Annotated in this window: 13 protein-coding genes, 1 tRNA gene, 1 other RNA gene and 1 pseudogene; 3 read left to right on the top strand and 13 right to left on the bottom strand. The window is 64.0% G+C overall.

The window, feature by feature from the left end; all coding sequences use genetic code 11:
• The first annotated feature begins 20 nt into the window (after positions 1-20).
• Positions 21-95, top strand: a tRNA-Glu gene (locus XdyCFBP7245_RS18205).
• 442 nt (positions 96-537) lie between these two features.
• On the opposite strand, the gene folE2 is transcribed toward XdyCFBP7245_RS18205, so the two are convergent.
• Together folE2 and XdyCFBP7245_RS18195 are read right to left on the bottom strand one after the other, a co-directional pair.
• The gene (folE2, locus tag XdyCFBP7245_RS18200) at positions 538-1,461 is read right to left on the bottom strand and encodes a GTP cyclohydrolase FolE2 (protein WP_104616902.1); all 924 of its coding nucleotides are present in this window, start codon (positions 1,459-1,461) and stop codon (positions 538-540) included.
• Between the two features lie 36 nt (positions 1,462-1,497).
• Positions 1,498-2,649 (bottom strand): N-acetylmuramoyl-L-alanine amidase, encoded by a 1,152-nt coding sequence (locus XdyCFBP7245_RS18195; protein WP_104616901.1) that lies wholly within the window; start codon positions 2,647-2,649, stop codon positions 1,498-1,500.
• Positions 2,650-2,879: 230 nt separating this feature from the next.
• Between XdyCFBP7245_RS18195 and XdyCFBP7245_RS18190 the strand changes: the two are divergent.
• Positions 2,880-3,100: pseudogene (locus tag XdyCFBP7245_RS18190) on the top strand (hypothetical protein).
• Between the two features lie 7 nt (positions 3,101-3,107).
• Here the strand turns inward: XdyCFBP7245_RS18190 and XdyCFBP7245_RS18185 are convergent.
• Positions 3,108-3,184, bottom strand: a non-coding RNA gene (locus XdyCFBP7245_RS18185) — sX9 sRNA.
• A gap of 321 nt (positions 3,185-3,505) precedes the next feature.
• On the opposite strand from XdyCFBP7245_RS18185, the gene XdyCFBP7245_RS18180 reads away from it, so the two are divergent.
• The gene (locus XdyCFBP7245_RS18180) at positions 3,506-3,982 is read left to right on the top strand and encodes a hypothetical protein (RefSeq protein WP_104616900.1); all 477 of its coding nucleotides are present in this window, start codon (positions 3,506-3,508) and stop codon (positions 3,980-3,982) included.
• On the opposite strand, the gene XdyCFBP7245_RS18175 is transcribed toward XdyCFBP7245_RS18180, so the two are convergent.
• From XdyCFBP7245_RS18175 to XdyCFBP7245_RS18130, 10 genes are all read right to left on the bottom strand, one after another.
• Positions 3,921-5,471 carry an MASE1 domain-containing protein gene (locus tag XdyCFBP7245_RS18175; protein WP_104616899.1) on the bottom strand — a complete coding sequence of 517 codons (1,551 nt, stop codon included), beginning with the start codon at positions 5,469-5,471 and terminating at the stop codon, positions 3,921-3,923. The two genes, XdyCFBP7245_RS18180 and XdyCFBP7245_RS18175, sit on opposite strands and share 62 nt — an antisense overlap.
• Before the next feature lie 296 nt (positions 5,472-5,767).
• Entirely contained in the window at positions 5,768-7,195 is a 1,428-nt protein-coding gene (locus tag XdyCFBP7245_RS18170; protein WP_170068706.1) for a sugar porter family MFS transporter, read from the bottom strand.
• 85 nt (positions 7,196-7,280) lie between these two features.
• Positions 7,281-8,618, bottom strand: a complete 1,338-nt coding sequence (gene xylA, locus XdyCFBP7245_RS18165; protein ID WP_104616897.1) for a xylose isomerase — start codon at positions 8,616-8,618, stop codon at positions 7,281-7,283.
• A 36-nt stretch (positions 8,619-8,654) separates the two neighbouring features.
• Positions 8,655-10,148, bottom strand: a complete 1,494-nt coding sequence (gene xylB / locus XdyCFBP7245_RS18160) for a xylulokinase (protein WP_104616896.1) — start codon at positions 10,146-10,148, stop codon at positions 8,655-8,657.
• A complete protein-coding gene (locus tag XdyCFBP7245_RS18155; RefSeq protein WP_104616911.1) occupies positions 10,145-12,475 on the bottom strand; it encodes a glycoside hydrolase family 95 protein in 2,331 nt (776 codons plus the stop codon). The genes xylB and XdyCFBP7245_RS18155 overlap by 4 nt, the downstream gene beginning before the upstream one ends.
• 133 nt (positions 12,476-12,608) lie before the next feature.
• Positions 12,609-15,512 carry a TIM-barrel domain-containing protein gene (locus tag XdyCFBP7245_RS18150; protein WP_104616895.1) on the bottom strand — a complete coding sequence of 968 codons (2,904 nt, stop codon included), beginning with the start codon at positions 15,510-15,512 and terminating at the stop codon, positions 12,609-12,611.
• A gap of 59 nt (positions 15,513-15,571) precedes the next feature.
• The gene (gene galD / locus XdyCFBP7245_RS18145) at positions 15,572-17,314 is read right to left on the bottom strand and encodes a GH35 family beta-galactosidase GalD (protein WP_170068705.1); all 1,743 of its coding nucleotides are present in this window, start codon (positions 17,312-17,314) and stop codon (positions 15,572-15,574) included.
• A gap of 11 nt (positions 17,315-17,325) precedes the next feature.
• A complete protein-coding gene (locus tag XdyCFBP7245_RS18140; RefSeq protein WP_104616894.1) occupies positions 17,326-19,242 on the bottom strand; it encodes a sialate O-acetylesterase in 1,917 nt (638 codons plus the stop codon).
• A gap of 106 nt (positions 19,243-19,348) precedes the next feature.
• Entirely contained in the window at positions 19,349-21,607 is a 2,259-nt protein-coding gene (locus tag XdyCFBP7245_RS18135) for a beta propeller repeat protein (protein ID WP_104616893.1), read from the bottom strand.
• Between the two features lie 111 nt (positions 21,608-21,718).
• The gene (locus tag XdyCFBP7245_RS18130; RefSeq protein WP_104616892.1) at positions 21,719-24,439 is read right to left on the bottom strand and encodes a TonB-dependent receptor; all 2,721 of its coding nucleotides are present in this window, start codon (positions 24,437-24,439) and stop codon (positions 21,719-21,721) included.
• Positions 24,440-24,447: the final 8 nt, after the last annotated feature.

The following is a 24,447-nucleotide window of genomic DNA, read 5'->3' as shown; positions in this document are numbered from 1 at the left end:
GCACAAGACGCGACAAAAACGCTCCCTTCGTCTAATGGTTAGGACGTGGCCCTCTCAAGGCTAAAACAGGGGTTCGAGTCCCCTAGGGAGCACCACGTTCGTCCTGCTGCAGACCACGCCAAAGCCCCGCATCGCGGGGTTTTTGCATTGTGGCGCAGGTATTTTTAAGGGGCAGTGCCGCTGCAGCGGCGGGCAGCGAGACCGCACAGGCGGTGACGTTCGGCAGCCTCCCGTCACAGCACTTTCCGGCCAATCGAGCCACCTGGCCGAGTCCGGTTGAGTGCCACACCATTGACCGACCTGGATGCAATCCAGATCGCACCCTGCCGAGCGATCTGCCGCACTGCCCCGCGTGCGCGGCGTAATCCGCAGCCTTGTCGATCACAGCAACACGATGAGTGCCAGCAGCACAGACAGATCGATCCCTGGCGCGCAGCGCATGTTGTATCGCCCCTGCCCCATCGCAACAGCCGACATGCCGTACTTGCGCGCCATCCGCGCGACACGCCTTGGATATTTGCAGTGCATGGCCTCTCCTCAACTGGCAAACGGGTGGATGCGATCTCCATCGCTGCCGGTTTCGGCAACGGCGTCATGGGCATGCAGACTTTCCAGGTGGCGCACCGCCACGTCGAAGGACGTGTAGCGCTCGGCCAACGCCATGCGCAAACGCCGCGCGGCATCTTCCACATACATCAGGTTGGCGCCGTTCAAACGTGCGAAGGCCTGCTCGTCGATACGCCGCACCGCCGCCTGCACGGGCGTCGCCAATGCCTGTTCGCAGACGCCGATCAATGCACGGATATCCAGCCGCTGCAGGCAGGCCAACAGATCCACACGCACCCGTGCCAGGCTGCGCTGACTGTGCGGTGTGGCGTACGAACCGTGCACCTGCAGCCACTGCGCAATGTCGTCCAACGGCACCGCAGCGCGGCCGGCGTGCTGCTGCACAAATGCCTCGCTCAACAACTGCCGCGACAATGCCGCCGAACACGGGCAGGTCGAGGCATACAGCACGTCGATCTGCAGTTGGACCTGGCTGCGCCCCGCCCTGCACTGCGCATCGATGCGCACCGGGTATGCGCGCCACCCTGCCAGACCTTCGCTGAGCAAGGCCGGCGTACGCAGCATCACTTCGAACGACAGCGTCACCCGCGCCGCGCGGCTGCCGCAGTCGGCATGGCTGTCGATCAAGGCTTGCAGCAACTGCGACAGCATCGCCGGCGAGACCGGCTGCTCCAGATACCGGTCTAGCAAGCGGTACAGCCGCGACATATGGATGCCCTTGATCTCGGGGCGCGGCAGATCGACCTGTACGCTGGCGCGGGCCGCGACGGTACCGCTGGGCTCGGCCTCATCCAGGCGTACGGGGATGGCAATATCGTGCATGCCCACCCAGCGCAGCGGTGCGCTCAACGCGGGCGGTTCGGTAACGGCAACATCGGGAAGCGTGGCGGACATCGGGCACTCGTTGATGATGAAGATGACAGCCGCGCATCAGGCGCGGCCAGGAAATGCCTGGAAGTAGTCGTCGATGCCCGCATGCAGGGTCTGCGCGAGCTCGTCCTGATGCGCATCGCCGCATAAGCGATCGCAATCGTCGCGGTTGCTCATGAAGCCAGTTTCCACCAGCAGCGAGGGAATGTCGGGCGACTTCAGCACCGCAAAACCGGCCTGCCCCACCTGAGGCTGATGCAGCCGGGTCACGTGCTGCAAGCGCTCCAGCATCAAATGACCGAACGCAACGCTGCTGGCGATGGTTCCGCTCAGCGACAGATCGGCCAGTACCTGCGACAGCACTGGATTGGTCGGCACGCGCAGCCGGCGTGCGTTGTCGCCCATCTCGTCTGCGGCGTTCTCGCTGTCGGCAATCCACCGCGCCAACGCCGAGCTGGCACCATTTTCAGACAAGGCAAACACCGACGCGCCGCTGGCCTGCGTGTTGGGCGCGGCGTCGGCATGGATGGACACGAACAGATCGGCGTTGTGGCGATGGGCGATCAACACCCGTTCGTGCAGCGGTACGAAACGGTCGTCGCTGCGGATCATGGTCGGTCGATAGCGCGTGTCGGCGGCGAGCCGCTGATGCAACCGCCCGGCCACCGCCATGGCGACATACTTTTCGTAACGCGCATCGGCACTGACCGCACCGGGGTCCTTGCCGCCGTGGCCGGCATCGATGGCGATCACGTACGGATGCAGGCGCGAGCGCGTCGCAATGATCGGCGCATCTTCAGCCACGACTGTCGACAGCGGCACCGCGCTGGATGCGGCAGCCAGATCCAGTAACAAAACATTGCCGTCCCAGTGCTTAGTGACTGCGACCGGCTGGGCCAGATCGAGCACCACACGCATCCCATCGGCGTGTGGCCCGCTGCGGATGGCGATGACCGCCGTGCCAGGGGGCAGAGGCGCAATGCGCGGCGACTGGCTCGAAACGCCCGACAAATCAATCACCAGTCGCTCAGGATCGGACAACCCGAAACTGTTGTAGACGGCCTGCGCACTCAACTCCAGCCGCAGGCGCAGCACATCGCCTTGCTGCTGCACGCTGCATCCCTGCAGGGCTGGAAGCGCCTGCGCATTTCCCAGACACGGCGAGAGCACCAACCCAGCGCCAACACCCTGCAGCAATTGCCGCCGCTTCATCGCGCACGCCCTCGCTCAACCAGGCGTTCGGTACGCCACGGAAGGCGGAACCACGTGATGGGACGCGATTCCAGACCGCGCACGGACGGCAGCAGAGAGAACGACATGGAAGGAAATGACTGCCCGGAGAAGATGAAGTGTTATAAAGTAACATTAGTTCTGCGAAAGCAAGTCCGTCACTCACTATTCTGCGCCTCGGCGTTCATCTCCTCGCCCCGGAACCCTGCCCGATGTCTACCCACCTCCCCGATAGCTACGCCGCCTGGCGTCGTTGCATCGAAGTCGACTGCGCCCAACCGCTGACCGCACTCTTCATCGCCCAGCGCCTCACCGACCTGCGCACGCCCACCGACCACCATACCCAGCAACTCCTCGCCGCTGGGGTCCGGCGCATCACCAGCAGGTGATTGATTGGTTTGAACGTGCCTTTAGGGAGCTTTCGCCGAACTGATAAGAGCGGCTAACAAAACGTAGCGAGCAGTCGTCAGTTGGGGGCGGACGGCGCGCTCAGAGCCGGAATGTACGAGTGGTACATGCAGGTTCTGCGCAACGGCCGCGCCCGCCTGGCAGCTGCACAGTCCTTTCGCTAGCTGCTGTACGTTGGAATATCTCCAAAGCTGCACCTCGTGGCGAGGTAGATGGGACCGGCACGAGCACCTTGCCTGGTTCTTCAAGCCATACAAGCAGCAAGCCATAAGACCGGGAGGATTGGCACCCAAGAAAATCCACCGCATTCGTCCGACTATCGCGTTAAACGATTTTGCGACCAGGGCGCAACACTCCGGCGCGTCTCAGACGTACCTTATGCGGGCCTGAATTGCAGGCAACATCGCCCCGCGCAGGGGCAGGCGACATCATGGAAGTAAAATCGAACGTATTGAAGGCACTTCTTGTGCTGGGCTGCGCATCGCTCGCTGGTCACGTCTCGGCGCAGTCAGGGGGGTGCTGTGCAGGTGGCGTTGGCGCGCGCGCAACAAACGGACTAGGCGAGCGTAGCCCCGCTGCAGCAACCAATCTTGCACTGGATTCCGCCTGGTCGATCTACGAGTTTCAACGCGACGGCGTGACCTACCTCCAGATCAACGATACTGCAGGGTCGGTCCGAGCAGTCGTCGCTCGCGTCGATAATGCACTCTGGACCCTGCCAATGGGCAAGGATGCTGACCGCGTCATTCTCCCCGCTGCAAACTCGATCTGGGCCAACACCGCACCTACGACGTCGTCAGACGAGCTCGGACCAAGCGCTAAAGTGGTTTACCGGACAGAAAACTTCACCGTGCATGTCGAGCGGCAAGCCAACGGGGAACGCTGGAAGGTTGCGCCGTCGCAATAGCAGGCGACGCTTCGGCCATAAGGAAAGTTAGGACCAACGCATGGCGGCGGCGAAACGTGCCGCCATGCGACTTAAGCCGGGCACGGAATTCGGCCTCAGCCTCAGGAGAATCACGCCGCACCGAATCAATCAAAGATGTGTCCGCAAACACGCGCATGACGATGCCCTGCGCCCCCCGGCCACGCCAAACACGCGCATGTAGAAAATGCTTGTCTGCTTCAGGCAGAAGCTCTAGCGCATTGAGCGTGCACCGGTAAGCAGCCAGCTGCAGTCCCAATGAAAGTTTGGAGCAGTCCCCGTACAGAAGGCATTCGAACGTGCTTGACGTCAATCGCTCCAAACCTTCACGTCGAAGTGAGCCGAATAAACCGTGCGTCTCGATCTCAAGCGGATAGAGAGCGGAAACATATTCATGCAGAAGCCTGGATTCGATCACCGCGATACGCGTCATTTCCATTGCAACCGCATGATTTCCGCGTTCCCGCAGATCAGCAATCGCGCGCTTGCGTATACGGTTCATTTGAACATTGAGATCGGAGTACTCCACGACCCGATTACGCAATGTTCGCTCAGCGGCAAGATAACTGGCTTGGACGGCCTCCTGAGCGTCAGCCTTGATTCGCCTGATGGTGTCGAACCGCCTGATCGGTTTGACCAGTTTCTTACCGAAGATAAACAAGCACGTACTCACGGCCACATGAACGAGCTGAGCAGCATAAAGATTTGCGTTGTAATAGCCTATTTCATAGGTCTTCGGAAGCGTAATCGCCAATGCAAAGTTGGCTAGAAGCGTACCCAGTGCGGTTCCTGTCCATCCATGACGAAACGTCAAGAAAACAGCGGGCCCAATTAACGCCACCATCAAGCCCGTTCTGAAAGAAGGCTCCTGGACGAAGCCGATTACATAGAACAGACCCACGATCACAGCGACCGACATGCCGAGATCTCTCGGCAGATCCAGACGAGCAATTTCTTTTCGCCGAGGCGACCAAAGCATCGCGGGAAGCAGAAACACCAAGATGCCCAGGTAACTGCCCAGCCAGTACCGAAGCGAGAACTCCATAAAATTCTTTGTATCTGGCCCTCCGAGTCCCGCATTGAGGGCGATGCTCCACAACGAATTACACAAGGCGATTGCAATCGCAAAAGGGATAAGCACGGAAGCATGAAAGAGCACCTTGCCCACATAGTTGCGGGCCAACCAAACAACCAGCGCAATCATGGGCGCATGGACGAATGGGCTGACGTATGCCCAGGCAAGATCGTAATCTTGGGTGTGTGAGAGCGGAACACGCAACCAGAGCATGGCGGCCGCGTCGCCTACCAACAGGAACGGCCACTCCCGATAAGGACGGAACAACAGCGTGATGACACGCAAGCCGACAGGCAGGTACCACTGATCAATGGAGCAATACCAAAGCGACAGAAATGCCAAGCAATAGCAGACGCTTATCAGCGCGCCCCTGAGGAATTCCTTTGCTACCACCATCCCACCACTCCTTGGTTCCACGATTGATCTCTAGTCTGTAGGGAAGCGCCCGATGGAGTATAGCGTTGGCGCACAATTTGAAATAAGGCTGTCAATTTCCTTGAGCCACGCTCGTATCCAGAGACCCACTTTGCACTCCACCTGGTGCACTGGTCACGCGCCTGGAGGGTTCGAGCGCAAGACCCAACACATCAACTGACGCACACACCGTATCGAATGACTGGCCAGACAGGCAGAAGGCCGCGCATTGCGCGGCCTTCTGCATTTCCCATGGTGATTTCAGCACAACGCGCTGGTCAGCCCTCCATCTGCTCCAACTCCTTGCCCTTGGTCTCGTAGACGTACTTGAGCACGAAGAACACCGAGATGAAGGCGGCGACGGTGTAGATGCCGTAGGCGCCGGCAAGACCGATACTGCCGAGCAGGATCGGGAAGCTGACGGTGATGGCGAAGTTGGAGGTCCACTGCGCGGCACCGGCAATGGCCAGGCCCGAGCCGCGGATCTGGTTGGGGAACATCTCGCCCAGCATCACCCACATCACCGGGCCCCACGAGGCGTTGAAGAACACCACGTAGACGTTGGCGGCCACCAGCGCCAACATGCCCATGGCATCGGACATCGCCAGCTTGCCTGTGGCGTCCAGAGACGCGGTGGCGAACGCATAAGTCACCAGCGCCAGCGACACCGCCATGCCGGCCGAACCGATCCACAGCAGCGGCTTGCGGCCGATCTTGTCGACCAGCATCACCGTGACCAGGCAGGCACCGATGCTCAGGCCGCCGGACAGCACGTTGATCAGCAGTGCATCCTGTTCGGAGAAGCCGACCGCCTGCCACAAGACCGCGCCGTAGTAGAACACCACGTTGATGCCGACCAGCTGCTGGAACACCGCCAGGCCGACGCCGATCCAGACGATGGGGCGCACCTTGCCGGTGGCCTTGCTGATCAGGTCGGAGAACTTGGGCTTGTGCTGGTCGGCCGACATGGACGCGGAGATCTCGGTCAGCTTGGTCTGCGCGGCAGCAGTGCCGTACAGCCGCTTGAGCACCACCAGCGCCTGCTCGCGACGGCCCTTGACCACCAGGTAGCGCGGGCTTTCGGGGATGACCAGCAGCAACAGCAGGAACGCCAGCGACGGAATCGCCTGCATCCAGAACATCCAGCGCCAGGCGGCCTGCCCGCCCCATAACGGCTCGGTGGAGGCACCGGCGGCGTTGGCCAGCAGGTAGTTGCTCAGGAAGGCGCAAAACAGACCGCTGATGATGGCGATCTGCTGCATGGTGGCCAGCCGGCCGCGATAGCGCGCGGAGGCGACCTCGGCGATGTAGGCCGGTGAAATGACGCTCGCTGCACCCACCGCAAGTCCGCCCATCAGGCGTGCAAAAATGAAAAACCAGGAGTTATGCGCGGCGCCAGCAGCAATCGCCGAGACCAGAAACAGTGCCGCAGAAATGATCAGGACTCCGCGGCGGCCCCAGCGGTCGGCAAGACTGCCGGCAAAGAAGGCGCCAATGGCGCAGCCGATCAACATTGAGGCTACTTCTAGCCCGGTAAAGAAGGCGCTGGAATGGAAGGTCTGCTTCAGGCCGTCGAGAGTGCCGTTGATCACGCCGCTGTCGAAGCCGAACAAAAAACCGCCGATCGTTGCAACGCAACTGATCAGGACGATGAAACGGGTGTTCTCACCGGCATCGGGGGCGCCGTTTACGGAGACACTGGACATGGGTTCACCTGGAAACATGCAAGGGAGCGGTCACTGGTGTGGCCGCCGTCGGCCGGCGACGCGATGCGCCGCCGGCCACGGGACATCAACGCGTCAGATACTGATTGATCAAGTTCTCATACGCTTCCTGGCGGCCGCTGATCTGGGTCGGCACGTTGCCGGCCGCATGCTTGGCCACGTCCACCAGCGTGCTGGTGCCATTGGCGAAGTCCGCACCGGCGCCGCTGTCGAAGCTGGCGTAACGCTCGGCGCGCCAGGTTTCCAGCGGCGAGGAGGTCAACAGCGCATTGGCCACTTCCAGCCCGCGTGCGAACGCGTCCATGCCGCCGATATGCGCCATGAACAAGTCCTGCGGGTCGGACGATTCGCGGCGCACCTTGGCATCGAAGTTCAAGCCGCCCGGTGCCAGCCCGCCCTGCCGCAGCACCACCAGCATCGCGCCGACGGTGTCGTACAGGTCGGTCGGGAACTGGTCGGTATCCCAGCCGTTCTGCGGGTTGCCGCGGTTGGCATCGATGCTGCCCAGCAGGCCGGCATCGGATGCCACCTGCAGGTCATGCTCGAAGCTGTGGCCCGACAACGTCGCATGGTTGGCTTCGATATTGAGCTTGAAATCCTGGTCCAGGCCATGCTGACGCAGAAAGCCGATCACGGTGGCGCTGTCGAAGTCGTACTGGTGCTTCATCGGCTCCATCGGCTTGGGCTCGATCAGGAAATTGCCCTTGAAGCCGATCGCGCGGCCGTAGTCGCGTGCCAGGGTGAGGAAGCGCGCCATGTTGTCCTGCTCGCGCTTCATCTGCGTGTTGTGCAGGCAGGCATAGCCTTCGCGGCCGCCCCAGAACACGTAGTTTTCGCCGCCCAATTCCACGGTGGCATCGATCGCAGCCTTGACCTGCACCGCCGCACGCGCCACCACGTTGAAGTCCGGGTTGGTGGATGCGCCATTCATGTAGCGCGGGTGCGAGAACAGGTTGGCAGTGCCCCACAGCAACTTGATGCCGGTGTCGGCCTGGCGCTGCTTGGCGATGCCGACCATGTGGGTGAGGTTGCTTTCGTATTCGCCGATGTCGTCGGCATCCGGCGACAGGTCGATGTCGTGGAAGCAGTAATACGGCACGCCGAGCTTGGTGAAGAATTCGAACGCGGCATCGGCCTTGGCTTCGGCGCGCCCCAGCGCGGTGTTGCCCGCATCCCACGGATAGGCGCGCGTGCCCGGGCCGAACGGATCGGCGCCGTTGCCGCAGAAGCTGTGCCAGTAGGCCACGGCAAAGCGCAGATGCTCGGCCATGGTCTTGTCGCCGATTTTCTTGTTGGCGTCATAGACCTTGAACGCGAGCGGGTTGTCGGAGTCGCGGCCTTCGAAGCCGATCTTGCCGATGCCGGGAAAATATTCCGTCGCGCCGATGAAAACGGTGTTGCTCATGGGGTGTGATGTCCTTGGTTCTGGGGGAGTGGTGAATCAGTCAGCGTAGAGCGGGCTGACGACGTGCAGGTGCTTGAGGAAGGCTTGGTAGTGCTGCTGATACTGGGCCACGCGCTGCGGGTCGGGCTGAGCAGCGAGCGCGTCGTCTACCTGCAGGTGCTCCAGCACCACCTCCGACAACGCGGCATCGCCACCATCGTCGCGGTCGCAGGCCCACAACGCTTGCAGCGCGGCACCGAAGGCGGCGCCTTCGGGTTGGGTCGGCACCACGACCTGCAGATTGAATACGTCGGCCACCATCTGCCGCCACTGCGCGCTCTTGCTGCCGCCGCCGGTGAGCAGGATGGTATCGAACTGCAGGCCGGCCGCGACGAAGGCGTCGAAGCCATTGCGCAGGCTATAGGTCGCCCCTTCCATCGCGGCGCGATAGAAATGCGCAGCGGTGGTGTTGTGCAGATCCATACCGAACAAACAGCCGCGTGCATCGGGCAAATTGGGTGTGCGCTCGCCGTTGAAGAACGGCAACAACACCAGACCGTCGGCACCGGGTGCGGTGCCGGCAATCATCGCTTCGGTCTGCTCGCGGGGGATGGAGAACATGCGCATCACCGCTTCGGTGGCGACGGTGCAGTTCATGGTGCAGATCAGCGGCAACCAGCCGCCGCTGGACGAGCAGAACGCGGCCCAGCGTGCGTCGTCGTCCACCACCGGATGATCGGCGTAGGCGAACAAGGTGCCACTGGTGCCCAGGCTCATCGTCAGGCGGCCCGGCACCACATTGCCGGTGCCGATGGCCGCCATCATGTTGTCGCCACCGCCGGTGGTGACGCGCACGCCGGCCGGCAACTTCAATGCATCGGCGGCCGCATCGGACAACGCATACACCGCGCCGGTTTCCACCAGCGGCGGCAACGCCGCGCGCAGGTCACGCTGTGCATCGACGGCGCCGAGCATCCGCTCGGACCACTGACGCGTGCGTACATCCAGCCAGCCGGTACCGGAGGCATCGCCCACTTCGGCAAAGCGTTCGCCGGTGAGCCAGAAATTGATGTAATCATGCGGCAGCATCACCGTGGTCATCGCCGCATACGCCTCAGGGCGATGCTTGCGCGTCCACGGCAGTTTGGATGCGGTGTAGCCGGCCAGGATCGGGTTGCCTGCGGCAGCCACGCTGCCTGCCGCGCCGCCCACCGCGTCCATGATTTCGTCGCACTCCAGCGCCGTGCTGGTATCGCACCACAGCTTGACCGGCGCGGTGACGCTGCCATCGGCAGCCACCGGCACGAAGCCGTGCTGTTGGCCCGACACCGAGATACCGCGTACGCGCGCGCGCTGTTCGCCATCGAGCTGCGCGAAGCAGTGCACGATGCCATCGACCCACCACTGCGCCTGCTGCTCGCGGGTGCCGTCATCGCGGCTGATCAGCTCCATCGGTGCGGCAATCGTGGCGATCACGGCGCGCTCCTGGGCGTCGTAGGCCACCAGCTTGACGCTCTGCGTGCCCACGTCCAGTCCTACGTACAAGCTCATTGCTTCACCAATCGGTTGTTGTTGAGTCCCACCTGCTGGGTGCGGCCCGCGCCCAGTTCCAGGTCCAGGGTCTGCCCTGCATAGGACAGTTGATAGCGTCCGCCACGATCACTGTGCAGGCGTGCCTGCTGCAAGCGACCGCCATCCCATTCCAGATCGATGCTGGCGCCGCCACGCACGCGCAGGCCGCGCACGCTGCCGCGCGGCCAGGCAGCGGGCAAGGCGGGGAGCAGGAACACACTGCCGCCCCAGCTTTGCAACAGCATTTCGGTGATGCCGGCGGTGCCGCCGAAGTTGCCGTCGATCTGGAACGGCGGATGTGCGTCGAACAGGTTCGGGTAGGTGCGCTCGGGCGAAATCAGCAGTTGCAGGATGCGATACGCATGCTCGCCATCGGCCAGCCGTGCCCACAGATTCAGCCGCCAGCCGATCCCCCAGCCAGTGGCGTTGTCGCCACGGATTTCCAGCGAACGCCTGGCGGCAGCGGCCAGCTCCGGGGTATCGCGCAAATTGATCTGGCTCGACGGATGCAGCGCGTAGAGATGCGAGACGTGACGGTGGTGGATCTCCGGCGCGTCCATATCCCAATCCTGCTGCCACTCCTGCAACTGCCCCGCCTTGCCGATGCGGTTGGGCGGCAGTTGCTCGCGCAGCGTGGCCAGCTGCTGCGCCAGCGCTGCATCGACATCAAGCACCTTGCTCATCGCGATGCACTGCGCGAACAGGTCGCGCAACAGCTGCGCATCCATGGTCGGCCCGGCACACACGGCAGCGCCGAACGGATGCTGGTTTTCCGGCGACATCGATGGATTGGTCACCATCGCGCCCGTTTGCGGGTCGCGCATTAAGGTGGCAACGAAGAACTCCGCCGCACCCTTGAACAACGGGTAGATCTTGCTCAGATACGCACGGTCGCGCCCGTAGTCCCAGCGGTCCCACAGCTGCTGCAACAACCACACCCCGCCCATCGGCCACAGGCTCCACTTGGCGCCATCGATGGGCCCGGCCTGACGCCAGAGATCGGTGTTGTTGTGCACCACCCAGCCGGGTGCGTCGTAGAGCGTACGTGCGGTATGCGCGCCGGTGGTGGCCAGGTCGAACAGCATGGATTCCAGCGGTTCCACGCACTCGTGCAAGGCGTTGGCCTCGCTGGGCCAGTAGTTCATCTCGGTGTTGATGTTGATGGTGTACTTGCTTTCCCACGGCGGCTGCATCAGGTCGTTCCAGATGCCCTGCAGGTTGGCCGGCTGGGAGCCGGGCCGCGAGCTGCAGATCAGCAGATAGCGGCCGTACTGATGGTAGAGCGCGGCCAATGCCGGGTCGTTGCCGCCGGCAAACCGCTGTACGCGTTGGTCGGTGGGTAGCGCTGCCGCGTCGCTGGTGCCCAGGTCGATCGCCACACGCCGGAACAGGCGTTGGTGATCGGCAAGATGCGTGCGCAGCAATGCGACGTAGTCCAGGGTTTGGGCCTTGCGCAGGCTGGCTGCGGTGCCTGCGAGCGGGTCGCCATCTACTGCGTCGAAGCGTTGGTAACTGGTGGCTGCGGTGAGCAGCAAGACAACTTCATCGGCGCCTTCGATACGCAAGCGATCGCGCAACGCAGTCACCTTGCCGCCTTTCACCTGCGGCAGCACGCGCAACGCAAACCGCAACTTGCCGTCGATGCCGGCAAAGCTGCCGTTGCGGCCGGTGAACAGCAAACCGCCCTGCTCTGCGGTGACCTCGCCGTGTTGCGGGCTATCGATGCCCACGCGCAAGGAAATCGCCCGCGGCCGCTCGCACGACAGACGCACCACGATGCATTGCGACTGCGCAGAGACGAACACCTCGCGCCGATGCAACACGCCGCCAGAGCGGAAGCTGGTGGTGGCCACTGCGGTGTCCAGATCCAGCTGACGGCGATATTCGCTGATGCCGTCGACACGATCGAAATCCAGCAACAGATCGCCCAGCGGTTGATACGGCATCTGCTTGAGCGGGCGCGAGAGCAGCTTGGCATCGGCCAGTTGTTCGGCCTCGGCATAGCGGCCGGCAAAGATCAGCGCACGCACCTGCGGCAACGCGGCCAATCCCTCCGGGCTGGTGGAATCGTAGGGCCCGCCAGCGTAGAGGGTGTCTTCGTTGAGTTGCAGGCGCTCGTGGGCAATACCGCCCCACACCATCGCGCCGAGTCGGCCATTGCCGACCGGCAAGGCCTCCACCCATTCGTTGGCCGGTTCTCGGTACCACAGCTGCAATGCGTCAGCGGGCGCCACGGGCGGCGACGCGGCGTGTTTGGAAGACGGTGCGGCCTGTGCGGCAACCGGTGCGGCGCCCAGGACCGCCATCGCGGCCCCGGTTGCCTTGCACAGTTCCCGACGGGTCAGCACGGCCACCGCCGTGCTGCATCACCGGAACCGCCCGCGACTGCCTTGCGGCGTTCCGGCATCTGCTTGCTCATCGACTGAAGACAGCCTGCGATCATCGACGACGCGCTTTGCCGGACGCAATCTTGCGCTGCAACACGCTGACCGCCTTGCCGTCGTACTGGAGGCTGGTGTCGGTCTTGGGCTCGAGCGCACCGGCATCGTCGCGCGGGCCATCGACGAAGCGCACATTGATGGTGCGCTGGGCCTGCATGCCGGTCCAGCTGCCTTCGCGCTTGCCGATACTCAGCTCACCCTTGGCCTGGTTCCACACCAGCGGAATGCGGCTGAACTCGCCCTTTTCGTAGCCATAGCCCTTGCCATCGTCTTCGTACAGCGAGAACTGGCCGTCGGCGCCGGTGTAGACCACCACGGTCAGCGGCGCGTCGGGTTTTTGGTCTACATATTCCTGCACCGGGCCGGTCGGCACGATGGAGCCGGCACGCACGAACAGCGGCATGCGTTCGATCGGCGCGGCCGCTTCGATGGTCTGGCCGCCGTCGTAACGCTTGCCGGTGGCGAAATCGAGCCAGCTGGTGCCGGCCGGCAGATACACCTGACGCGAGGTGGCGCCGAAGCGGGTCACCGGTGCGACCAGGAACGCCGGTCCGAACAGGTACTGGTCGTTGATGTCGCGCGCCTTCGCATCATCCGGGAAGTCCATCATCATTCCGCGCATGATCACGCCATCGCGCTGATAGGTATCGCCGGCCAGGCTGTAGATGTACGGCAGCAACGCGTAACGCAGCCGGTTGTAGTACGCCATGCTGTCGTAGAACGGCGTGCCTTCCGGGGCGATGTTCCAGATTTCGCGATACGGGAACTGGCCGTGCGAGCGGAAGATCGGCACGAACGCACCGAACTGGAACCAGCGCGTATTGAGCTCGCGCCATTCCGGCAGATGCGCCGGGTCCTGGTTCTCGTAGCGCTTCTCCACCGCAAACCCGCCGATGTCGAAAGTCCAGTTGGGCAGGCCCGACAGCGCCATGTTGACGCCGGCGGAAATCTGGTCGTGCATGTCGTCCCAACGCGACACGATGTCGCCGCTCCATACCGCCACCGCATTGCGCTGGGTACCTGCATAGCCCTTGCGCGAGAGGATGAACACGCGCTTGTCGTCGGCCGCGCGGTCGCCTTCGTACACGCCATGGGTGTGCGGCAGCGGGTAGGAATTGAAGTACTCGGTGGACGAGCCCAGCGCGTTCGGCGTGGTGCGTGCCTTGCGCTCGCCGATGTCCAGGTTGGAGTGTACGTCCGGCTCGTCGGCGTCCATCCACCAGGCATCGAAGCCCTTGCTGTTGAGCTTCTCGTTGACCTGGCGCCAGTAGATGGCCTGCGCCTTCTCCGAGTACGGGTCGTAGAACGAGTTCTTGTAGCCCTTGCCAATCCAGTCCAGCTCGCCTACTTCCACGTTGCGCTTGTACATGAAGCCGGCGGCATCCAGTTCCTTGTAGTTGGCGGTGGTGGGATAGAACTTGGGCCAGATCGAAATCATGATCTGCGCGTGCATGTCGTGCACGGCCTTGACCATGCCATCCGGATCCGGGAAGTGCTTCGGGTCGAAATCATGCGAACCCCAGGCGTTCTCGGGCCAGTACGACCAGTCGAGCACGATGTTGTCCAGCGACAGCTTGCGCTTGCGGTACTCGGCCAGCACGCCGACCAGCTCATCCTGGCTCTTGTAACGCTCGCGGCTCTGCCAGAAACCATAGGCCCACTTGGGCAGCATCACCGACTTGCCGGTGAGTTCGCGGTAGCCGGCAACGGCCTGATCGTAGGAATCGGCCGAGACGAAGTAGTAGTCGATCATCTGGCCGGCTTCGGACCACAGCGACAGATCCTTGGCTTCCGCTGCCGGCAGCGGGTCGCGATGCAGCAACGCGATGTAGCTGGGGTCGATCAGATCCCATTCGACCTTGACGGTGTGGCGCTTGCCCGGCTCCAGCTCCAGCTTGAACTCGTGATTCCACGGGTTCCAGTTCTGCCGCCAGCGATCGATCACCAGCTTGCCGTCGACGTACAACTTGGCGTATTCGCTCGAATACAGCGAGAACGTGTGCTCGCCACCGGTGAGCGCTTCGATCTCGCCCTCCCAGGTGACCTGCATGCGGCTGTCCTTGTCCTTGGTGATGGCCTTCTTCGGGAACTTGGTCAGGTCGCTGAGGTACTGGTAGTTCACCTCGTTCTCGCGGCGCTCCAGCACCTGCTTGCCGTTGATGGCATAGCGTGCGGTCAGTGCGCCGGCCTTGCCCTTGGCGTCGTACAACTTGAGCGTCTTGGGCAGCGGCTGCAGGCCGCGCGGGTCGCCCAGGCGGCTGATCGAGTTGTTGTCCCACAGCAGGCCGTAGTTGCGGCTGGACACCAGGTACGGCACCGCCATGTCGATGTTGTTCTGCTGCAATTCGACGTTGCGGCCCTTCTGATTCATCCAGCCCTGCTGGTGCTGGCCGAAGCCGTACAACGCTTCGTCATCGGGCGACTGGAAGCGCTGGCGCACGCTCAGGTACTGCTTGCCTTCGACCTTGAGCGGGGCAAAGCTGCGCCCGCCGGCCACTTCGGACAGCACCGGCTTGCCATTGGCATCGGCGAAGCTGACATGGCCATCGACGGTGGACACCGTGGCGGTCACCTTGCCGGTCTTCAGCTGCACGCTGTCGCCCTGCTCGGCCAGCTGGAAGGCGCTATCGCCCTGCACCGGCACGCGCATCAAGCTGGGGCTGCGTGCGAAGTCGCCGTCCGGATCGGCACTGACGCGGATGATGCCGGCATCGACCACCTGCAGGCGCACCGGTGCGGCGCCCTTGGCGCTCGGCACCACGGTGACGCCATCGGCGGCCTTGCGCACGTCCTGCGCATGCGCGGCATTGGCCAGCAGGGCCAGCGACAACGCCAGGCAATAGGCAAGCGGTGTACGTCGGTGTGCAGGCGCGGCGCCGGCGGAACGGATGGTGGTTTGCATGGTCACTCCCTTTGAATTGCGAAACGCTGCCGCGGGGGCCGCAGCGCATGGGTTGCTGATTATTTGTAGGTGGCGAGCTTGATCTTGAGCAGCTGCGGCACGCTGGAAAAATTGACGCCATAATCGGTCTGGTCGCCATTCCAGTTGCGCTGGAACTTCCACTGGGTGTCGTCGTACACGCCTTCCTCGACACGGTCGTAGAACATGTTGGCGGTAGCGTCGCTGGCCGGGTGCAAGGTCACGCGCACGTGGTAACCGGTGACCAGAAATTCGTCCGGGCCCAGCTCGGCGATCAACGCCGCGCCGATCGGTTCCGGATTGCCCGGCGGCTCGCCCTTGAACCAGAACTGCGGCACACCGTAGGTAATGGTGGCGCTCCAGCGGTCGTTGAGCTTGAGCTCCTGCACGGCCTGGCCGGGCTCTTCGGCGGTGCCGTGCAGCTTGCCTTCGGAGGCGGCCTTGGCGAACGGGCGCATGCCCATGCTGACCGCCTGGAAGCCGAGCGCGAACGGCGCCAGCGTTTCTTCGTTGACGTGCTTGGCGCCCAGCGGATAGTTGGAATAGCGCGTGTAGTCCATGCCGAACGCCGACCAGCCGATACCGTTATGGCCCAGCGTGGGATACAGGTAACGCGCGTATTCGGGGCGGTTGCCGGTTTCGGCCACGAACAAGGCATTGTCCGGGCGCGCGTAACGCTCCAGCACGGTGGTGTACATGCGGTATTCGGGCATGTAGATGTCCGGCGCCAGCAGATCGATATGCGGGCCGGCCGCCTTCCAGACATCGAGCACGTTGTCGGTGGGGCCACCGCTGGCGTACTGGCCGGGCTGTCCCGGATTGAACGGGCCACGCAGCGCGGCATTGACGTACATCGGCAACGGATACTCGGCCTTGCCGGCTTCGGCGACCTGATCGATGTAACGGCCGATCGACCACGCATGGAAGATTTCATCGGCATCGGCGCCGAACACCTGCGCCCAGCTACCCGGCTGCTTGTTCAAGCGTTTGAGCAGTGTCTCCGGGACCGGGCCGTCGAAAAGTTTTTGCGCCATCGGCGAAAAGTCGCGCACGCTGCCGTAGGTGCCCGGCTCGTTTTCCGGCTGGATCATGATCACGGTGTGTTGCGGGTCGACCTTTTTCAGGTGCTGCATGAAGGCGACGAAGGCCTTGCGATCGGCATCCAGCGTGGTCTGCGCATGCGGCGACAGCGATCCGATCGCCTTGCCCTCGCGAGTGATCACACGCGGGAAGCGCTGGTTGTCGGCCTTGACCCACAACGGCGCATAGGCCGGGCCATTGTTCTTCCAGGTCGCAAACCACAGCAGCACCAGCCGCACCTTGTGCTCGCGCGCCTGGCTCAGCAGCGTGTCGACGAAGGAGAAATCGAACTTGCCTTCTTCCGGCTCGACCTGTTCCCAGGCGATCGGCACCTGCACGGTGTTGGGGCCCAGCACCTGCATGGCCGGCCACACCTTGTCCATCACGCCGGGATAGTTGCTGGAGTTGTTGACCTGCGCGCCCAGGATCAGGAACGGCGCGCCGTCGACCATCAAGGCATGCTTGCCGTCCTTGCTGACGAACTGCGGCATCGGTGTCTGTGCGACCGGCGTCTGTGCGCTGGCCGGCGTTGCCGCGGCGGTGCTTGCAGCCGGCGCGGAAGCCGCGCGCTTATCTGCTTGGCCCTGCTCGCCGGACTGACAGGCAGCCAGGGCCAGCGTCAGCGCGGACAGCAGCAGCGGACGCAGGCAACGCCGCGCGTTGGAGCAAGAGATGGCATGTGCAACGGGGGAATACATGGACATAAGGCTCCGTGTCACCAGGTATCGGTGCGGAAGGGGGAAACAGGAAGGGCGTCGCGATTGATCAGGTTGGCGTCGTCGGGGTTCTCGCTCCAGCCGTAGCGCACGGCCACCGGTGCAGGCACCGCATCGCTGCGCACGCTCACCTGATCGCCGTCGATGCGCGCGGTGGCCGGATGGAACTGCTTGTCGGCACCAGCGACACGGAAGCCCTGCACTGCACCGCCGCCACGTACCTGCAGCGCACTGCCCTGCAGGTCGAATGTCAGCACCGCCTTGCCACCTTCAAACGTTACCCGCTTGAACACCGGCGCGCTGTACACCAAGGTTTCGCCATACGCCACGTGCCGCGCCGCCAATGCCAAGCGATGGCCGACATCGCGCTTGTTGGTGGGATGGATGTCGGTGGGGTTGCCGATATCGATGATCACCGCCTGCCCGGTCGCCGGCAGCGCCAGCGTCTTGGACTGCGACTCGCGCAACAGCGCCCACGGGCTCAGCTCGCCCTTGTCGCCGCCGGCCTTGAAGTTGGCCAGCTGCACCCACAAAAACGGCAGCGCCTTGGCGCCGCGCTCGGCACGCCATTGCTGGATCATCGCGGCGAACTGTTTGCGATATTTGACTGCTCCGCTGTCGGTGGCGTTGGTTTCGCCCTGGTACCAGATCACGCCTTTGACCGGGAACGGCTGCAGCGGGTGAATCATCTGGTTGTAGAGCAGCGTGGGCAGCTGGTTCTTGTTGTCGACCAACGACACACGCACCTGCGCCGGGCGGAATTTCCAGCCGCTCAGCACGCGCTTGGCGCCATCGCTGGTCTGCACGAAGCGCTGCTCGTCCGGGCCGTGCATGCCGCCACCGCCGCTGAGGTCTTCCACCCGTACGGCGATGTGATTGACGCCGGCATGCAGTGCCGCCGCCGGCACGCTGTAAACGCGCGGCAGATTCCATTGCTTTTCGGTGCTGCCTACCTGCTGGCCGTTGACGTAGGTGATGTCCGAATCGTCGATCTGGCCCACGCCCAGCGTGACGCCGGCCTTGGCCTCGGCAGCGCTCAAGGTCACCGTGGTGCGGTACCAGGCGATACCGTCCATGCCGTCGTAACCGTTGGACTCCCATTGCTGGCTGGTGGGAATGCTGTCCCAATCGCTGTCGTCGAACTCGGCGTCGCGCCACTGCGGCATGTCGCCGTCGACCTTGGGCCAGCGCGCGATACGCTTGCCGGTGGCGGCCTGTGCGGCAGCGTCGCGTTGCTTGATCGCCTCGATCGCGCCCTGGTTCTGCGCGGCATTCAACCCCAGCGACGCGGCGTCCATCCACGCCTCAATCGCACTGCCGCCCCAGGTACTGTTGACGATACCGATCGGCACGCCGGTGCTGGCGCGCAGTTCCTTGGCGAAGAAATACCCCACCGCGGTGAATTCGCCGGCGGTTTCCGGCGTGGCGGCCTTCCACTCGCCGCCGGTCAGGCGCGCTTCCGGCTGCACCGACCACGACTTGGGCACCTTGAAGTGACGCAACTGCGGGTCGTTGGCGGCGGCGACCGCCTGCGGACCATCGCTGGCCTGCGCCAACGTAAATTCCATATTCGACTGCCCGCTGGCCAGCCATACATCGCCGACCAGCACGTCGCGGACCTGCAGCTGCCCGCCATCGCCCTGCACGCTCAACACGTACGGGCCGCCCGCCTTGTGCGCGGGCAGGCTCACCTTCCATGCGCCCTGCGCGTCGGCCTTGGCGGTGGCGCGCTTGCCATCGAAGCTGACCGTGATCGCGGCATTGGGCGATGCCCACCCCCACACCGGCATGGGCTGGTCGCGCTGCAACACCGCGCCATCGGCAAACAACAGCGGCAGGGTCGGCTGGGCCAGCGCGAGCGGGCTGGCCAGCACCAGGCCCAGCAGGCAGGCGCGGCGAACGAGAGGTGCGGTCATGCGGTGATCTCCAGGAGCGGCGCGGCCGGTCGGCGCGCAACGAGGCGATAGGGAATGCAGCGGGTCAAGGTACGGCAGCGCGATGCCGCGCGCAGGCACGCAGCGCTCATCGTGGATCACCGTAAAAAATGCCACGGCCACCGGTGGCGAAGTAGACGCGACCAGGCCGTCGCGGGTCGCCGGTGACGCTGTAAGGCTTGCCGAAACGGTGCGCGTCGTCGTTGATGCGCAGCCACTGCGCGCCTTCGTCGTCGGAGCGAAATACGCCATCCACGCCGGCCACGCGCCCGGCCAGATACAGCGCCGGCGGTGCGCCCTCGCGCAGTGGCTTGCCGATGCCCAGCGAGCGCGCTTCGTCAGGCTTGGAAAGGGTCTGCAAGCGTCCGTTCTGCCAACGCATCACGCCCAGCGAAGGGCTGGCCAGATACACCACGCCGGCACGCCAGGGGTCGGGGCGCAGCTGCGGACGCGCACGCTCATCGCGTGCAGGGTTGCCGACCTGGTGCCCGGTATCGCGGAAGCTGGCCGCGCCATCGGTACTTTCGTAAAAGCGTCCGCTGACGGTGTCGGCGGCATACCAGCGCTGCGCATCGACGCGGTCGGCCACCACCACCGCCGTGTCGGGCAGCCCTTGCACACGCTGCCATTGCTTGCCGAAATCAGCAGTACGCCAGTTGCCGCCGTGGTCGGGCGTCCAGACCACCTGCGATGCATCGGCTGCGATGGCAATGGTGCCCGCGCCCTGCCCGGCCGGCGGCTCGCTGGCAAACGCGCTCCAGTGCGCACCACCGTCGCGCGACAGCAGCGCGCGGATCTCGTTGTTACGACGCTCGCGCACGGTGCCGCTACGCACCACCGTCAGCGGCGCCTGCCCTGCAGCATCGATGCTCTCGCCATTGGTCAGGCGCGGGCCGACATACTGCAGCTGCGCGGTATCCAGCGTGTCGTGGCGAAACCCATCGATATCGCCCAGCGCGCTGAGCAGAGGCGCGCCCGCCATCGGGCTGAGCAGTTCCAACGGTACGGTTTCTTCCAGCCCCCGGTCCTGGAACCACCAGTGCAACGGCTGCCGCGTGCCGGCGAAATCGCGCAGATTGCGCGAGGCCCAGATGCCGTAGCCGGTGACGAACAGCGCGTGGTTGCTGTCGAACGGATCGATCGCCAATGCGCCCATCCAGTGCGGTGTGGCCTGCGCGGTCCACGGCGCGGCGCTGTGATCGAACACCGCATCGGCCAACAACGGCGTCCAGTGCCTGCCGCCATCGACGCTACGAAACAGCTCATCGCGCGGCGTCCGCCGGCGGAAGGTGCTGGCCAACAACACCTGCGGATCGTGCGGGTCCACCGCCACCGCGCCCCAGCCGAAACCATCGCCGTTGGCCGGCTGCGGAATCGGGCTGATCTCGCTCCAGCGCGCCTGCGCCGGGCTGTACTTCCACAACGCACCACCGGCCATCAAGTCCGGGCCGGGCTGATCGCCGTAGCTGAGATACCACTGCCCATCGCGGCCGCCGTCCATATGGCTGGGGCGCAAGCCGTGCGGCTGCCCGGCCACCGCCGACCAGGTGCGACCGGCGTCGTCGGACACATACAGGCTGGTGTGTGCGGTGGAAACGCCAACGTAGATCCGTGGCGTGGGACTGCCAGCGCGACCGCTGGCGGCGTCGAACACGACAAAGGCGATCCCCACCGCCTGCTCGCCTCCGACATGGTTGCGCGCGGTGGCACCGGCCAGTGCCTGGGCAGGAAATCCGTCCACCCGCGCCCAGTGCGCGCCGCGATCGTCGCTGCGCCACAGGCCTGCATCGCGTGCGCCCAGCAACAGCACACGGCCGTCGTGCGGGTCCACCGCCAGCCGTTCGCCGTTGGCGCGGCCCAGTTGATTGCCGCCCAGTTTGAACGGCAGATCGGCGCGCTCGAAGCTGCGGCCGCGATCGAACGAGCGCAGCACCGCCGCATTGCCGGCGCGCGCGTGCATATAGGTCCCGGCGGCCAGATAGATGGCCTCGGGATTGGCAGGGTCGATGGCGAACGCATCGATGCCCATCAGATTCCAGTCGTCGGCGCCCAACCAGTCGGTCAGTGCCACCCACCGTTGCGTTCGCGCATCCCAGCGATACGCGCCACCGACATCGGTGCGCGCATAGGCAAGATCGCGTTCGGCGGGATGAAACAGCACACCGGTGACAAAGCCGCCACCGCCAATGGCCACGCTGCGCCACTGGTAAGGCCCCTGCGTGACGGGCTCGGCCGCTTGCACGTGAGACGTCATGAAGAGCAACACCAGCGCCAGGCAAACGGCAGTCGGCCACGCATGTGCTGCGAAAAGGCGGCGCTTAGTAGGCGGATCGATCATGGCGATCATTCCTCCGGCTCCCTTCGCGATCGACGGCAGCGCCATCGATAGGAAAAACACCGGTCCAACGAGCTGCCTGCACAGCTCGCCGGACCGGAGACGCACTTCCTACGGCGCGTTCTACAGGCTGGCCCGCAACGTCAGGCCATACCGACGATCGTTGATCACAAAGTCGCGGTAGCGCGACTCGTTACCCAGGTAGCTTTCGCGACGGGTATCGAGCAGATTCACGCCGTCCAGCGAAATCGACCACACAGCATTGATGTTGTAACGAAGCGAGGCATCCAGCTGGCCGAAGCCCTTGTTGTAGACCGGCAGATTGCCGGTGCCGTTGCCTGCGGTGGTCACCAGCCAGTCGCTGCGCCAGTTGTAGGCCACACGGCCCTGGAAGCGCGACGTTTCGTAGCTGAGGATCGCGTTGTAGCTGTTCTTGGACAAGCCTTCCAGCGGCACCGTCAACGACTGGCCGTTGGTGTCGGTGGCAGTCGGGCTCGGGGCCTCGCTGTCGACGTAGGTGTAGTTGGTCTGCAGGCCGAAGCCGCTCAACCAGCCCGGCAGGAAGTCGAAGAACTGCGTGTAGCCCAGTTCCGCGCCGCGGATCTTGCCCGAGTCGCCATTGACCGGACGGGTGATCTGCCACACCTGGCCGTCGTACACCTCGTTGAAGACGGCGTTGGCGATGAAGCCTTCCACCTTCTTGTAGAACAGGGTGCCGTACATCATCGAGCCCTGGCCGAAGTACCACTCCAGCGCGGTGTCGAACTGGTCGGCCTTGACCGCTTCCAGGTTCGGGTTACCCGCGTTGCCGGTGAAGGTCGACGCGCCATTGGAGGTGCCGGTGCTCAGGCTCAGGTTCGGATTGAGGCGGTCGAAGGTCGGGCGCGAAATGCCGCGCGAGGCCGCAAAACGCCACTGCAGCTGGTCGCTCAGCATCCAACGCAGGTTCAAGCTGGGCAGCACGTCGGTGTAGGTCTGCTGCGCATCGACCGGAATCAGACCGCCGCCTTCGGCGTCGGTGCCGGTACGCACGCCCTGCGAGCCGACTTCGGTCCGCACCACGCGCACGCCGATGTTGCCGTCGAACGGGATGTCGCCATCCACGCCGAAGCGCAGCACGCCGTATGCCGCGTAGGTCTTCTCGGTCTGCGTGTTGATGTTGTTGGGCGCAAATTCCAGCGGGCTGGCACCGAAGGTGGCCAAGGTCTGCTGATAGTTCGCCACTGCCGCATCCGATGCGGTCAGGGTCGGCCCGAAGGCGTGGCTCTGACCACGGAAGAAATCGGTGATCGGATTGGTCACCACGCCCACGCTGGGGTACTGCGAGAACGGCGCGCCTGCGCAATTGTTGATGCACATGAAGCGATAGATATTGCCCTTGGTCTCGGCATCGCGGTCGGTGTAACGCACACCGGCCTTGAAGCTGCGCACGAAGTCGCTGTCGAACGCCAGATCCATATCGGAGCGCCAGGCGAACTCGGTGCCGGTGTTGTCGTCCTTGTTGTCCAGGTGATAGCGCCAACCGCTGTAGTTGTTGACGTCGGCCAGATAGCCTTCCGCACCGCTGGAATCGGTCACCGACAAGCGCGGCAGATCGCCGCGGAAATCGACATTGAACTGCGGGCTGGTGGCCTGACCGGTGGACAGGATGTAGCGCGTGCCGGTGGTGGTGGCATCGACATACTGGAAGTCGGTGCTCAGGGTCAGCTTTTCGTTGACCGTCCACTTGGCGCCCAGCGAGTAATCGGTGGTCACCGAATGCCGCTCGGTAAGGCTGGTGTTGGATTCGGTCGGCACGTTCTGGAACGAGCCGTTGACGAACTCGTTGCGGCTGTTGACCTGGATGCCGGGCAGGCCCTGCATCGGGTTGGCGCCGGTCAGCGCGAAGAACGAATAGTCGTGCCAGCTGAAGTCGTAATCCGAACGCAGCACCTGCGTATAGACCTCGACCGCATCGTTCGGGCGCCACTGCATCGCAAACGCGCCGGTCTTGCGCTCGCGCTCACCGACGGTGGTGTTGATGCCGGCGCCGTGCGGCACCGAGATCTGCTGGCCTTCATAGCCCGGCAGATCGGTCTGGGTGTACCACGGCTCGATCGAAATGGTGTCCTGGCGGAACGGGCTCTTTTGCTGCGAGTAGTTCACCAGGATGCCGATCTCGCCGATGCCGGTCTGCCAGCGATCGCTGAACAGGCCAGAGAACGCCGGCTTGCCGTCGTCCGCGAGGTCGTAATAGTTGTACTGCACGCTGCCGGCGATCTTGCGGCCGTCGTAATCGAATGGCAGACGCGTGCGCAGGTCGACGGTGCCGCCCAGGCCGCCTTCGATCATGTCGGCAGACGGGTTCTTGTACACGTTGACGCCGCCGAGCAACTCGGCCGACACGTCTTCGAAGCTCAGGCCGCGGCCGTCGTTGGCGGTGAAGATGTCACGGCCATTGAGCTCGGTGCGCACCTGGGTCAGACCACGGATAGCGATCGAGCTGCCTTCGCCATAGTTGCGGGTGATCTGGATGCCGGAGATGCGCTGCAGCGCCTCGGCAACGTTGTTGTCGGGCAGCTTGCCGATGTCTTCGGCGACGATCGAATCGACGATCTGTTCGGCGTTCTGCTTGACCAGCTGCGCCTTGGTGACGCTGCTGCGCGTGCCGGTGACCTGCACGGTGTCCAGCTGCTGGGTGGTGGCGTCCGAGGCGGGCGCGGCAGGGGTGGTCGCATCCTGCGCATAGGCCTGCGCGCTGAGCAGCGTGGCCACACTGATGGCCATCACCGAGCGGCGGAAATCACGGATCGAACGCTGGCCCACAGCCCGGCCTGCCGGAATATGGCGATGTTGCACTGACATGGTGCTCC

It is taken from the genome of Xanthomonas dyei (assembly GCF_002939865.1).
Lineage (GTDB): Bacteria > Pseudomonadota > Gammaproteobacteria > Xanthomonadales > Xanthomonadaceae > Xanthomonas > Xanthomonas dyei.
The sequence above is the reverse complement of the archived record's forward strand: the minus strand, read 5'-3'. Positions and strand labels throughout refer to the sequence as shown.